12 protein-coding genes and 1 pseudogene are annotated in these 14,554 nt (G+C 42.4%); 3 read left to right on the top strand and 10 right to left on the bottom strand.

The features are described from left to right. From AC075J_RS10540 to ftsH, 3 genes and pseudogenes are all read right to left on the bottom strand, one after another. Positions 1-170 (bottom strand): annotated as a pseudogene (locus AC075J_RS10540) (HPr(Ser) kinase/phosphatase); the annotation flags it as partial. Between the two features lie 371 nt (positions 171-541). Continuing rightward, positions 542-2,407, bottom strand: coding sequence for an excinuclease ABC subunit UvrC (gene uvrC / locus AC075J_RS10535; protein ID WP_476390309.1), 1,866 nt, complete (start codon positions 2,405-2,407; stop codon positions 542-544). 125 nt (positions 2,408-2,532) lie between these two features. Next, positions 2,533-4,503, bottom strand: a complete 1,971-nt coding sequence (gene ftsH / locus AC075J_RS10530; RefSeq protein WP_476390308.1) for an ATP-dependent zinc metalloprotease FtsH — start codon at positions 4,501-4,503, stop codon at positions 2,533-2,535. Positions 4,504-4,823: 320 nt separating this feature from the next. Between ftsH and AC075J_RS10525 the strand changes: the two genes are divergently transcribed. Next, complete coding sequence (locus AC075J_RS10525) at positions 4,824-6,305, top strand: DUF1846 domain-containing protein (RefSeq protein ID WP_119253748.1); 1,482 nt, start codon at positions 4,824-4,826, stop codon at positions 6,303-6,305. Between the two features lie 121 nt (positions 6,306-6,426). On the opposite strand, the gene AC075J_RS10520 is transcribed toward AC075J_RS10525, so the two are convergent. Next, on the bottom strand, positions 6,427-7,176 hold the full coding sequence (locus tag AC075J_RS10520) for a glycerophosphodiester phosphodiesterase (protein ID WP_119253744.1): 750 nt from the start codon (positions 7,174-7,176) through the stop codon (positions 6,427-6,429). A gap of 119 nt (positions 7,177-7,295) precedes the next feature. Continuing rightward, entirely contained in the window at positions 7,296-8,105 is an 810-nt protein-coding gene (locus AC075J_RS10515) for a carbon-nitrogen hydrolase family protein (RefSeq protein WP_476390307.1), read from the bottom strand. A 184-nt stretch (positions 8,106-8,289) separates the two neighbouring features. On the opposite strand from AC075J_RS10515, the gene AC075J_RS10510 reads away from it, so the two are divergent. Together AC075J_RS10510 and AC075J_RS10505 are read left to right on the top strand one after the other, a co-directional pair. Next, a complete protein-coding gene (locus tag AC075J_RS10510; RefSeq protein WP_025580176.1) occupies positions 8,290-8,532 on the top strand; it encodes a type II toxin-antitoxin system RelE family toxin in 243 nt (80 codons plus the stop codon). 5 nt (positions 8,533-8,537) lie between these two features. Further along, positions 8,538-8,762: a hypothetical protein gene (locus tag AC075J_RS10505; RefSeq protein ID WP_025580177.1), complete on the top strand. Its 225-nt coding sequence runs from the start codon at positions 8,538-8,540 to the stop codon at positions 8,760-8,762. A gap of 104 nt (positions 8,763-8,866) precedes the next feature. On the opposite strand, the gene galE is transcribed toward AC075J_RS10505, so the two are convergent. The 5 genes from galE to AC075J_RS10480 form a co-directional block, all read right to left on the bottom strand. Next, the gene (gene galE, locus AC075J_RS10500) at positions 8,867-9,883 is read right to left on the bottom strand and encodes a UDP-glucose 4-epimerase GalE (RefSeq protein ID WP_008705897.1); all 1,017 of its coding nucleotides are present in this window, start codon (positions 9,881-9,883) and stop codon (positions 8,867-8,869) included. 354 nt (positions 9,884-10,237) lie between these two features. Continuing rightward, a complete protein-coding gene (locus AC075J_RS10495) occupies positions 10,238-11,338 on the bottom strand; it encodes a phosphotransferase enzyme family protein (protein ID WP_476390306.1) in 1,101 nt (366 codons plus the stop codon). A 4-nt stretch (positions 11,339-11,342) separates the two neighbouring features. After that, positions 11,343-12,269 carry a nucleotidyltransferase family protein gene (locus tag AC075J_RS10490; protein ID WP_022380562.1) on the bottom strand — a complete coding sequence of 309 codons (927 nt, stop codon included), beginning with the start codon at positions 12,267-12,269 and terminating at the stop codon, positions 11,343-11,345. Between the two features lie 311 nt (positions 12,270-12,580). After that, on the bottom strand, positions 12,581-13,459 hold the full coding sequence (locus tag AC075J_RS10485) for a carbohydrate ABC transporter permease (RefSeq protein ID WP_025580675.1): 879 nt from the start codon (positions 13,457-13,459) through the stop codon (positions 12,581-12,583). 13 nt (positions 13,460-13,472) lie between these two features. Continuing rightward, the gene (locus tag AC075J_RS10480) at positions 13,473-14,378 is read right to left on the bottom strand and encodes a carbohydrate ABC transporter permease (protein WP_025580677.1); all 906 of its coding nucleotides are present in this window, start codon (positions 14,376-14,378) and stop codon (positions 13,473-13,475) included. Positions 14,379-14,554: the final 176 nt, after the last annotated feature.

Genomic DNA, 14,554 nt, shown 5'->3' with positions numbered 1-14,554 from the left:
CCGATGATCTGTACCCGTTCATTTGCAAAATGCTCCAGATATCCTGTCAGCTGCAATGCCGGTCTGTTGATCTCCGCTGTCTTGATCACAATCTCAGACAGATCAATTTCAGGAGTCAGGTTGTGAAGTCCCAGTTCCTGAACTAATTTTGTCAACTGTACACCCTTCATTTATTTCTCCTTTTCAGTTCAAAATCTGAAAGCCCGGTCTGTCCGCTATCTCAAAACCTGCTCATACAGACATAACTCATTTATAGCTGTCGTCCGAAACTTTCATAGTAAATTTCACGTCTTTTTTATTATATCACATCACTATATACAACTTCAATTACAAAAAGCGAGAGTTTTTGGGTAATATGTAGAAGAACCCAGGAATATTTTTACATATTTTATATTTTTTTCTCACCAGTGTGCCGTAAATAACTATACCAATCGCGTAGGATGCGGATTCGAGTGTGCTGGTATAAAAACGCAGGCGTAGCGGGCTACGCTGAGGCTTTTAGACCTGTGCAATCGGATTCGCAGACAAGTGAGTGGTATAGTTATTTCGAAAACGATGTACTAGCTCCATGAAAAAATTCATAAACTTTCTGTGCACTTCCTGCATTCATGCTTTCTGTCTCTGTAAGTTCTTCCAGTGATGCATCTCTGATATTCTCAACAGACTTAAATTTCCGCATCAATGCTTTACGCCTGATTTCACCGATACCAGGGATATCATCCAACAGGGAATGCACCTGTTCTTTACTTCTCAGAGATCGGTGAAATTCAATGGCAAAACGGTGCGCCTCATCCTGGATTCTGGTGATCAGGCGGAAGCCTTCACTGTCTGTATCAATGGGAATTTCAAGATTATTGTAATACAGTCCTCTGGTTCTGTGATGGTCATCCTTGACCATACCACAGACAGGAATCTCTATTCCCAGATTATCCAGAACTTTTAACGCAATATTCACTTGTCCTCTTCCTCCATCCATCAGGATCAGATCCGGCATAATGGAAAAGCTGTCAAACTCATCTTTTCCCTCATGAGTAAATCGTCTGGTAAGTACTTCTTCCATACTTGCATAGTCGTTCGGTCCCTGCACCCACTTTATCTTAAATTTGCGGTAATCACTGCGCTTTGGCTTTCCTTTCTCATAGACAACCATGGAACCTACAGATTCAAAACCACTGATATTGGAAATATCATAAGCCTCCATACGCCTGATTCCCGACAGTCCAAGCCACTCTTCCACTTCATGAACCGCTCCGATGGTTCTTCCTTCTTCACGTTTGATACGCTCTCTGTCTTTATCCAGAACCATCTTTGCATTCTCTTCTGCCAGCTCTACCAGCTTCTCTTTCGTACCTTTCTTCGGTACCCTGATATAGACTCGCTGCTTTCTTCGATCTGTAAGCCATTCCTCTATGATCTTGGCATCTTCGATTTCTTTTTGCAGCATGATCTCACGTGGGATAAACGGAGTTCCGGCATAAAATTGCTTCATAAAGCTGGATAATACCTGAGCCTTTGTATCGCCACGCGCCACACGCAGATAGAAATGCTCCCGCCCGATCAGTTTGCCTCCCCGGACAAAGAATACCTGTACAACAGCATCCTGCTCCCGCAAATCAAGGCTTTCATCCATGGCAACTGCGATGATATCCTTATCTTCCTCTCCGTAACCTGTAATTTTCTGACGTTCTCCGATCTTCTGGATACTGCGGATCAGATCCCGGTATTCCATGGCATCCTCGAAACGCATTTCTTCGGAAGCTGCCATCATTTTGTCGGTAAGCATATCAATCGTATCCTTAAAGTCTCCATTGAGAAATTTCAGCAGTTCTGCGATATTTTTCTTATATTCTTCTGAACTCACATAGCCCTGGCATGGCGCGCTGCACTGCTTCATGTGATGGTACAGACATGGACGGTCCTTCCCACAATCTCTTGGCAATACCCGATTACAGGATCGCACCTTATAAAGTTTTCGCACAAGCTCGATCACATCTTTTACAGCCCCGGCACTTGTATATGGTCCGAAATATTTCGCCTTGTCTTTCTTCATTCTTCTGGCAAAAAGGACTCTGGGATATTCCTCATTTACTGTGACTTTGATAAACGGATAACTCTTATCATCTTTGAGCATGGTATTATATTTCGGTCTGTGCTCCTTGATCAGATTACACTCCAGCACAAGGGCTTCCAGTTCCGAATCTGTGATAATATACTCAAATCTGGTGATATGGGTAACCATCTGTTCAATCTTTGCGCCCTTATTTCTGCTGCTCTGGAAATATTGACGCACCCTGTTTTTCAGACTGACGGCTTTTCCAACATAGATGATCTCGTCCTTCTCCCCATGCATAATATAAACCCCCGGCTTACCCGGAAGTTTTTTCAGTTCTTCTTCTATCTGAAACATAAACTCTCCTCTATACAAAAAATCCTGCCCTGAACGCTTTTCATATCCATGAGATATTACAGCGTAATTTTCTGTGATACGAAAACAGAGCCGGAAATTATTTCGTTTCCGACTCTGTTATTGTATCACTGAATCTCTGGCTTATCCAGCGTTACTGTATTCTGTTTTTCCTCTGGAATTACCAGATCATCCAGATTTTCCGGAATCTCGATTCCACGCTCTGCCGCATGGAAAATCTTCATAAATTCCTTACCTGTAATGGTTTCCCTGCGGATCAGGTAAGCAGCAATCTTATCAAGTGCTTCTCTGTGACTGCCGATCAGTCTCTTTGCTTCTTCATAGGAATTATGCAGAAGTATCATCACCTCATGGTCAACCTCTGTGGCAGTGTCATCGCCGCAGTTTAACACTGCTCTTCCGCTGAGATACTGACTCTCCTGTGTAGCCAGACCCATAAGTCCGAATTTATCAGACATACCGTATTGTGTGATCATGGCTCTTGCCACTTTGGTAGCCTGCTCAATATCATTGGCCGCCCCGGTTGTGACAGTGTCAAATACCAGTTCCTCTGCTGCGCGTCCGCCAAGATATCCCACAAGCATTGCTTCCAGTTCCTTCTTTGTATTGAGATATTTCTCCTCCTCAGGCACCTGCATTACATAACCAAGTGCCCCCATAGTTCTCGGCACAATAGTAATCTTCTGTACAGGCTCTGCATCTTTCTGCAGGGCACTTACCAGTGCATGTCCTACCTCATGATAGGATACGATTCTGCGCTCCTGTGCACTGAGAATCCTGTCTTTCTTCTCTTTACCTACCAGAACTACTTCAACAGCTTCGAGAAGATCTTTCTGGGATACTGCGCTGCGTCCACTCTTAACAGCAAGGATAGCAGCCTCGTTGATCATATTAGCCAGATCCGAACCCACTGCCCCGGAAGTTGCAAGTGCAATGTTCTCAAAATCAACAGTCTCATCCAGATGTACATTTCTTGCATGAACCTTCAGGATCTCGATTCTTCCCTTCAGATCCGGTCTGTCCACAATGACACGTCTGTCAAAACGTCCCGGACGAAGAAGTGCCGGATCAAGAACCTCCGGACGGTTGGTAGCAGCCAGGATCAGAAGTCCCTTTGAAGTGTCAAATCCGTCCATTTCCGCAAGAAGCTGGTTCAGGGTCTGCTCGCGCTCATCATTGCCGCCGCCATAATGAGAATCTCGGCTCTTTCCGATTGCATCAATCTCATCAATAAAAATGATACATGGTGCATTCTTCTTTGCTTCCTCAAAGAGATCGCGGACACGTGATGCACCCACACCTACAAACATCTCCACAAACTCAGAACCTGACAGAGAGAAAAACGGCACATGTGCCTCTCCTGCTACTGCCTTTGCCAGAAGTGTTTTACCGGTTCCCGGAGGTCCTACAAGCAAAGCTCCTTTCGGCAGCTTCGCTCCGATGGTGGTATATTTGCCGGGATTATGCAGGAAATCCACCACCTCCTGCAGTGATTCCTTGGCCTCATCCTGCCCTGCCACATCCCTGAAAGTAATTCCTGTATCTTTCTGAATGTAGGCTTTGGCGCGGCTCTTTCCAACGCCCATCATTCCGCCGCCCTTATTCATGCGGCGCATAAATACCGTCAGAAGTACAAAGAGCAGAATCGTTGGCAGAAGCACACTGACCAGCATAGAAATAATTTTCCCTGCTGCATCCGGCTTCTTATACTCAAACTTGATTCCTGTTCCCTCAAGTCTCTCCGTCAGCTTATCTACTGACTCCATCTGATTGGCATAATAAACTTCTTCTGAAAATCCTGATGACTGATGTTTCGGCGTGATCGTCAGTGTATTTGACTGAAGCGTAACCTCTTTCACATCTCCATCATCTACCATCTCAATAAATTTATCATAAGTAATCTCACTCGAATTATCCTTGAGCATATTGGTAAACATGGCGAAACATACCAGAGTTACCAGGAGGCATACCAGAAAGGCCAGTATCGACTGATGATTCTTGTTCGGGTCCTGTCTGCCCGGACCTTTATTATTATCAGGACGATTGCCATTCGGATTGTTATCCATATGATTATCCATTTCATTCCTCCTAAACGTTATCGTTCTTATTATAAAGAGAATTCGGGTATAAATCAACTGCGAGATTGTGAAAATTGTGTCCGGTTGTGCATATCTTTCTATAAACCCTATAAAATTTATATGAAGTTTTACAAATTCACCTGTTACAAATGGCTTTATTTGTAGTATACTATTGACAAACTGATTACTACTCACTTCGTTCCCGGTAATGCACTCCGCAATACACAGAATTTATGCTGACCGCATAAATTTGCGCTGTATGTCCCGGGATATTCTAAATGAGCAGTACTAAAAATGTGATGAGGAAAGGAAATGAACAAATGAAGATAGGATTTGACAACGACAAGTATCTGAAAATGCAGTCCGAACATATTCGGGAACGTATTAACCAGTTTGGAAACAAACTTTATCTGGAATTTGGCGGCAAGCTTTTTGATGACTACCATGCTTCCAGAGTTCTTCCGGGATTTGAGCCGGACAGCAAACTGCGTATGCTGATGCAGCTTTCTGATCAGGCAGAGATCGTTATTGTAATCAGCGCCGCTGATATTGATAAAAATAAAGTCAGAGGTGACCTGGGTATCACTTATGATGAAGATGTACTCCGCCTTATGGAAGTCTTTACAGAGCGCGGACTTTATGTAGGAAGTGTCTGCATCACCCAGTATTCCGGACAGGAAAGCGCAGATGCGTTTAAGAAACGTCTGGAGAAGCTTGGAATCAAAGTATACGTGCTTTATCTAATCCCGGGTTATCCGAATAATACTTCCTTTATTGTAAGTGATGAGGGATATGGCAAGAACGATTATATCGAAACAACAAGACCACTGGTTGTCATCACTGCTCCAGGACCCGGAAGCGGAAAAATGGCCGCCTGCCTTTCTCAGCTTTACCATGAATACAAGCGCGGTGTCAAAGCAGGATATGCCAAATTTGAAACTTTCCCAATCTGGAATATCCCGCTGAAGCATCCGGTAAATCTGGCATATGAAGCAGCTACTGCTGACTTAAATGATGTGAACATGATCGACCCGTTCCATCTGGAAGCATATGGTGAGACTACTATTAACTACAACCGTGACGTTGAAGTTTTCCCTGTTCTTCAGGCTATGTTTGAAAAGATCATGGGCGAGTGCCCTTACAAATCTCCCACAGATATGGGCGTTAATATGGCCGGTAACTGCATCGTTGATGATGAAGTCTGCAAGGAAGCTGCACGTCAGGAGATCATCCGCAGATATTATAAGAGCATGGAAGCTCTGGTTCGCGGAGCCGGACGTGAGGAAGAAGTTTTCAAAATCGAACTTCTGCTGAAACAGGCTCATGTAACCATCGAAGACCGCAAGGTGGTTCCTGCTGCGTTGAAACGCGAAGAAGAAACAGGTGCACCTGCTGCTGCCCTAGAACTTCCTGACGGACGTATTGTTACAGGTAAGACTTCTGAACTTCTCGGGGCATCCTCAGCACTGCTTCTGAATGCACTGAAAGAACTGGCAGGAATCGATCATGACAAACATGTTATCTCTCCGGAAGCATTAAGACCGATTCAGGCACTCAAAACAGAATATCTCGGAAGCAAAAACCCAAGACTTCACTCTGATGAAACTCTGATTGCACTTTCCATCAGTGCCGCAGATAATGAAGATGCCAAGCTTGCCCTGCAACAGATTCCGAAATTAAAAGGCTGCCAGGTTCATACTTCCGTACTTCTGTCTCAGGTGGATATCCTGGAATTCCGTAAGCTGGGTGTTGAACTTACCTGTGAGCCGAAATCTGAGCATGCTAAGAAACTGCAGAAATAATTTCTGAAATGGTTTTCAAATAGCAGCAGAAAACTCTGAAAATCCACAATATCTATATAATGATACAAGAAAGAATCCTGCCTGAACATATGACAGTTTCATATGAACAGGCAGGAATTTTTTATTTCTCTATAATCTCAATCGCTCTGTCCGGATAATTGGTAATGACTGCTTCTGCACCTGCGTCTTTTACCAGCTGGATGTGTTCTGGTTTGTTGGCAGTCCATACGTGCATTTTCAGTCCGGCACGTTTGACTTCTTCCATGAACTGTGGGTATTTCAGGTGATAAACTGCAGGGTGTACGGCGTTGATTCCGAGATTTTTGGCGTACATGGCTGGATTTACCCATCCGTCACTGAAAAGGATTCCGGTCTGTACATGGTCATTCAGCTGTTTTAACTGTAACAGGCTGTAATGGTTAAAGGAGGAATAGATCAGCTGGTCTTCCATGTTCATTTCTTTTACCAGTTTCAGGATTTTCCCTTCCATTCCCGGATAGAAGCAGATGCTGTTCTTTAGTTCAATGTTTACCATCATGTCTGTGGTGCGCATGAGCTCCAGTACTTCTGCCAGAGTTGGAATGTGATAAATTCCCGATGGTTCTGCGGGTGTGCTGACTTTTAATTCTTTCAATTGAGCCAGTGTCATATCTTTGATCAGTCCGGTTCCGTCTGTGACGCGGTCTACGTTTTCGTCGTGCATAACGATGAGTTCACCGTCTGCGGAAGTATGTACATCCAGTTCGATTCCGTCTGCGCCCTGTCTGATGGCAAGTTCAAATGCTTCCAGAGTGTTCTCCGGTCTGTATCCGCTGGCACCCCTGTGTGCCCATACTTTTGTTGTTCTCTTTGTTGTTTCTGTCATTTCCATATGCCTCTCTGTTCTTTCTATTTTGAATTTTCTCTGTTTCTTTTGTTTTTGTTAATGGTATTACTATATCTAATAAATATGTTTGATCTATGGTCAGTCTGCGAAAAAAATGTGTTCTCCTATAAATGGTACATTTCAGATTTGCGGTGTTTTAATAATGGAAGCTGCTCTCTGATCTGGTCTTCCCGGTCCAAATCTATTTCTTCTATTAAAATGCCCTCTTTCTCATCCAACTGTTTCATAACCTTTCCCCATGGATTTGTTACAATAGAATGTCCCCAGGAAATATATCCTGCCTGTGTATCTCTGGCAGGAGCACATCCAAGCATGTAGATCTGATTGTCAAGGGCTCTTGCACGAAAAGTCAGTTCCCAGTGTGCCGGACCTGTGGTCATATTAAATGCTGCAGGGACGAAAATCATTCTTGCACCGTCCAGTGCCATTGTGCGGGCAAACTCCGGGAAGCGGATGTCGTAGCAGATCATGACACCCATTTTCCCAAATTCAGTATCAAATACTGTGGCATGATCTCCCGAAGTCAGAGTATCGGATTCCTTGAAGTATTGGCCATTTTTTACATTGATATCAAAGAGATGAGCTTTTCTGTGCTTGCCAATCTGTTTTCCATCTCTGTCAAAAATATAAGAAGTGTTGTAAACCTTTCCCGCATCATCTGCTTCCGGCATGGAGCCTGCGATCAAATAAATGTGATACTTTCTGGCATAATCAGACATTGCCTGCCAGGATGGACCACCTTCTTTTTCTGCATAAACTGGAAAATTTTCGGTCTGATACGGACAGCAGAACATCTCCGGAAGAATTACAAAGTCCGGATTTTCCGCCTTTATTTTTTCTATATAAGTGCCGGCAGTACGGATATTTTGTATTTTATCTTTTACTGTGGGCATCTGAATTGCTGCTACTTTCATATGCGTCCTCTCCTTTCTTTTATCTATTATAGATTATAGCCGAAAAAAATCACATCGCCAATCCTACATTAAAGTTGCTTCCAATATTTTTATATGCTATATTAAAAACAAGCCGAAACATATCTGCTTCTACCAAAGATAAAAATTCTAAATATCCCGGAAACCCCGGAAAAGGAGCATTTCTTTGTTTCAAATCACATATTCTAAAAAGGCTGAAAAATTTTTACGAAAGCAAGATAAAACAACACAGTATCGACTATTTACTGCTATCAGCAAATTACCATTAGAGGGAAATATCAAAAAATTACAAGGTATCTCCGGCTATCGACTTCGTGTTGGAAATTACAGAGTACTATTCGATGTCAATGGATTCGTTGTTGATATCATAGATGTGGGAAATCGCGGACAAATATATAAAGGAGTGTGAGTATCATGTCTAATGTAAAAGAAAGAATTATAGGTGCAGTTACAATTATGAGCGAAGAAGAGGCTGAAAAAGTCTGGAACTTAATTCAGGCATCATTTATTTTGTCCGACGTTGAAGAAATAGAACCAGACCCAGAAGAATTGGAAGCACTACGCCGATATGAAGCTGGCGAGCCTGATTATCAACCATCCATCTCTGCTGAAAATCTGAAAAGAGAACTAGGATTATAATTTAAAAACATCCCCCACGCATGAACATTCCTTCCATGTGTGGGGGATATTGATTTTCCGCAGGTAAGTTGCTAAATGCACCTGCATTCAGTTGATTTAATTAATTATTCTTCATAACCATTCGGGTTATTGGACTGCCATCTCCAGGAGTCTGCGCACATTTCTTTAATACCGTTTTCGGCTTTCCATCCCAGTTCTCTCTCTGCTTTGGAAGCATCGGAATAGCAGGTTGCGATATCGCCTGGACGACGTGGCTTGATCACATATGGAATTTTAACACCTGTAGCAGCTTCAAAATTCTTCACAATATCAAGAACGCTGTAGCCTTTTCCTGTACCAAGGTTGTAGATACTTAATCCGGAATTATCTTCGATTTTCTTAAGAGCTTTTACATGTCCCTTTGCAAGGTCAACTACGTGAATGTAATCTCTCACACCTGTTCCGTCCGGAGTATCATAATCATTTCCGAATACGCCAAGTTCTTTCAACTTACCAACTGCAACCTGTGTGATATATGGCATCAGATTGTTCGGGATTCCGTTTGGATTCTCGCCAATAGTTCCGCTCTTATGAGCACCGATTGGGTTAAAGTAACGGAGAAGAACTACGTTCCATTCCGGATCTGCTTTCTGAATGTCTGTCAGAATCTGCTCAAGCATGGATTTTGTCCATCCGTATGGGTTTGTGCACTGTCCTTTCGGGCACTCTTCTGTGATTGGGATGATTGCCGGGTCTCCGTATACAGTTGCAGATGAGGAGAAGATAATGTTCTTTACATTATGTTTTCTCATGACATCTACCAGTGTTAAGGTTCCTGCAATATTATTTTCGTAATATTCCCAGGGTTTGGCAACGGATTCTCCAACTGCTTTCAGACCTGCGAAATGAATACAGGAATCAATATCTTCTTTATCAAAAACTTCATTTAAAGCATCGCGGTCCAGGATGTCTGCTTTGTAGAATTTCACTGGTTTGCCTGTGATCTTGGAAACTCTTTCCAGAGATTTCTCACTTGCATTGCTTAAGTTATCCAGAACTACAACATCATATCCTGCATTCTGCAATTCTACAACTGTATGGCTTCCAATATAGCCTGCTCCACCTGTAACTAAAATTGCCATAATAATTCCTCCTAACCTGTCTTCCTGCTACAATACCTGTTTTTTGCAATTTCTGTTTTTTTCTCTTTCAACAATACCTATATTAGTTCACAGTATCAGAAATATCCTTGATAATTCTGAGTGTAATCTATAAAATTCTGCGGATATCCTGTTTCACATCTGCAAAATTTACCTCTGTATTTTACAGCACCCTATATTCAGAACTGTAAAATACCGTTGCATAGTACAGCGAAAATTAAGTAACTGCTATATTGTAGAAAATCCTGCGAAAATATGATTTTTCTCATATCCCCGCAGGATAATTCTATCCTAATCAGTTCATAAATACAAGTCTTTATGGACATGTACATTTTTTTATACCTGTTTATACTTATTTACAATCTCTTTCATCCGGGAAAGTTTTTTTTCCATGTCTTTCACCAGTTTAAACTGTGTTCTGCAACGATCCAGATTATGTCCCTCTCTGTGAATCTTGAAATAATGATCTCCCTCCAGATAGTCTGTGAGAAAACGCATTCCACATTCAAAGGTCATAAGGATTGCTCCCATGGGAAGCATATCCAATTCTGTCTCAGTCAACGCACCGCCACAGCCTTCAATGAAGCCTTTAACATAAACTTCATACAAGTGAAGATTACAGGACACCTTTGTCAGGTCTTTCTCATCCTCTGCTCCGGTACTTGCGCCAAAACGGATAGAATCGCCGAAATCATTTACGGAAAGTCCCGGCATTACGGTATCAAGGTCAATCACACAGATGGCTTTTCCCGTTGCATTATCAATCATAATGTTATTCAGCTTGGTATCATTATGTGTAACACGCAACGGCAGCTTTCCCTGATCCTGCATATCGCACAGAACATGTGCCAGTTCTGTGCGGTCCAGAACAAACTGAATCTCTTTTTCCACATCTGCTGCTCTGTGACATATATCTTTTTCCACAGCAGTTTTAAACTTATCCAGCCTGTCCACCGTATTATGAAAATTTACGATGGTCTCATGAAGCGTTTCTGCCGGATAGTCTGCAAGCAGCCTCTGGAAATGCCCGAAAGCAACTGCACTCTGGTAAAAATCTTCCTCATCTTTTACCATATCATAGCATGTTGCATTTTCAATGAATAAATATACTCTCCAGTATTCTCCGTCCTCATCTACATAATAAGGAAGTCCATCCTTTGTCATCACAAGATTCAGAGTCTCTCTCTCCACATCTCCACCGTTTTCCTGAATCTTTTTCTTCAGCCAGGCAGTAACACCGCTGACATTCTCCATCAGTTCCACGGGTTTTGTAAAAATACTCTTGTTCATTTTCTGAAGAATATAATGTTTTCCTGTACCGTAAGTCAGGCGGTAAGTATCATTGATATGTCCGCTTCCATAAGGAACACATTCTGTCAGATTATCTTCCAGAACAAATGCACTGGTAATATTCTTTATTTCCCGGTTAATTTCCACTCAATTATTCCTCCCATAATTTCTGTGGATACAGCCCTCCATCTTTTAAATTCTGAATGGCAGCTACTACCACAGGTTTATCTTCTTTGTAGGTTACACCATACCATTTATCCATAGATTTCAGAACTTTTACAGTTGCTCTCTTCTCACCGAGAAGTTCATCTACTACAAATGGCAGGAAATATTCGCATTTCAGCGGGTTTACTTTCAGATTCTCATCCAGGAATTTAGGGAATCTGTCTTTCAGCTCTTTCAGAATGCTTGCTGAAAATCCCCACATATTCATGGATACTGTACTGCCTTCCGGAAGCATGGTCCATGTTTTTCCATCGTCTTCTGTATAAGCTGTGCCGCCGTCATGCTTTTCGATATGGGTACGCTCGTTGATCTTAAGAAGATGTCCTTCTTCATCTGTAACGCACACACCTCTTGCCACATGGCCATTCTCTGTCAAAGTATTTTCCAGTTTATAGCCGACCATCATATATCTGTAAGTATCCGCGGTATCTTCATTCTCTGTCAGGAAATCATATGCCATCTTAAATGCATGGCTTCCATAATAGTCATCTGCATTGATTACAACGAATGGTCCGTCGATTTCATTGATACAGCTTAATACGGCATGTCCGGTTCCCCATGGTTTCACACGTCCTTCCGGTACTTCATAGCCTTCCGGAATATTGTGAAGATCCTGGAAAACATATGATACTTCCAGCTGATTGCTGAGGCGGTCACCGATGGCGCTTCTGAAGTCTGCTTCATTTTCTTTTTTGATAATAAATACTACTTTTTGGAATCCGGCCTGTACTGCATCATAAATGGAGAAATCCATGATGATGTGTCCCTCTTTATCCACCGGATCGATCTGTTTCAGACCGCCGTAACGGCTTCCCATACCTGCTGCCATAACTACTAATACTGGTTTCTTCATAATTTTTTTCCTCTTTTCTTTAAATGTTTTTCGTTACTCTCAGATTACCTGGTAACTTTTTACATTCATCTTATCATACTATGATTTCGAGGTCAAAACGTGTTACATAATACCTTTCACAATCGCAAACGTTACTGTTCACTCCGTTCACAGTAACGTAGCCAAAATTCATTCCAGATTGCCTGCGGCAATGGAATTTTGGCTTGTATGTCTCGGGATTTTGGCATATTCATGCCAAAACACCTCGCGGGATAGTGGTGTGTGAACAGTAACATCGCAAACAATTGTTATTGTCCTGCTGTCCTCTAATATTATCCCTTAATGCCACCGGTAACACCACCGATGATCTTCTCAGACAAGAAAATATACAGAATAAATGTCGGCAGGAATACAATGATCACTGCTGCAAACATTCCGGCCCAGTCACCTGTATATTTCATGGAGTTGATCATTCCATAAAGTCCGGGTGCAACAGGTTTCAGCTTATCCGAGCTTGCGAAGATCAGTGACAGGAAATACTCGTTCCAAATATTAATAAAGTTAAAGATTGTTACTGTTACGATTCCTGACTGTGCCATGGGAAACATGATTTTCCAGAAAGTACGCATGGGAGGGCATCCGTCGATTGCTGCCGCTTCCTCATAGGTCCTGGAAATATTGCTGAAAAATGTAAGCAGGAAAATGGTCGTATAAGGTACATTAATTCCTACATACAATATGATCAGTACAGTTCTTCCTGCAGCCACATTATTCAGGATTCCCATACCGGAAATAATGCTGAAAAGGGGAAGAACAACCATGATTGCCGGAACACCCATGGCAGATACGAAGCTGGTCTGGATAAATTTGTTTGCAATAAAATCAAATCTGGACAGTACATAAGCTGCAGGTGCACACACCAGAATCAGTATTGTACAGGAAATTACTGAATAGATCAGAGAGTTTCCGAAGAAGCCTGCGACTCCGGCCCCGTTCCATGCTTTTGCATAATTTTCAAAATGTAATCCGGACTCAAACTTCAGGGCTTTTCCCTGGAAGATTTCTGCTGTTGTTGAAAAACTTGCCCCGAATACCCATCCCAGAAGCGCAATGGTAAAGATTACCCAGAGCAGCAGGATGATGTATCCCGGCAGGAGTTTGACTTCTCTTTTCAGATTAAAGGGTCTGCGTGCCTCTTTTTCTTTTGCCATTTCTCATCCCTCCTTAGAATTCCAGATCATCATCTTTGATCACTCTGTTACAGATTGTAAATACAATGACTACGCAGACACTGAGCAGTACACCGATGGCAGCTCCCAGACCTGCATTTCGTTCTGTAACTGTATTGCCGCCGCCAAAAATCTGCATATACATATAAACATAAGGGGTAATTGTCTGTGTGTCTGCAGTTACTGTGGAGAAAAGCTGTGACCATACAAAAAAGCCTACACTGCTTACAGACCACATGGTAATGTTTGTTTTAAATACTCCCTTTAACAATGGAAGTGTCATGTAACGGAACTGTGCCGGTTTGGTCGCTCCGTCAATGGTTGCCGCCTCATAATATTCAGGGCTGATACGCTCAATACCGCTGAGCCAGATCAGCATATGGTATCCAACCATTCCGAAACAATATGCAAACAACAGTGCCCAGAATTTATGGTCATTATCCAGGAACTGGATCTTTGCCAGATTGTCCAGATGTAATGCCGTAAAAAGATCTTTCAGCAGACCATATCTTGGACTGTATACATACTGCAGCCACATAGTTGCAAGTGCTACTGCACTGACGATATTTGGCATATAAATGATCGCGCGGAAAAATTTCTTTCCTCTGATTCCGCTGGTAAGGATAACTGCAAATAAAAGAGACAGACTCATTACCACCAGACCGCCAATCAGCCAGATACGAAACAGGTTAAAAAATGAAGTCTTAAATAAGCTGGTACTCATCAGCTTTGTATAGTTGCCAAATCCTACAAATTTCCATAAATCCATGGAATCTGTAACTCCGTCGATCTTGAAAAAGCTCATGATCACTGTTCTGATGATCGGATACAGAAAGATTCCCAGAAACAGCAGAACTGCCGGAGTCAGAAATACAACGATCATCGTTTTATTCTTCTTCAAATAAATACCTCCTTTGTAAGTTATACCATATCTACGGATTGCTACGCTTCGCTCCCGCAATCCTCCAGCCATTCGGAATCCGCTGATTTACTTCGTAAATCGCTACTTCCTCATGTCTGGCGGTTTCCAAGTCTAAAAGTCTTATCGTGCAGGCACGAACGACTTTTTGCCTTTGA

The sequence above is a fragment of the Blautia sp. ZXY-1-C6 genome (genome assembly GCF_056339875.1).
This window is presented reverse-complemented; position numbering and strand designations above follow the sequence as displayed.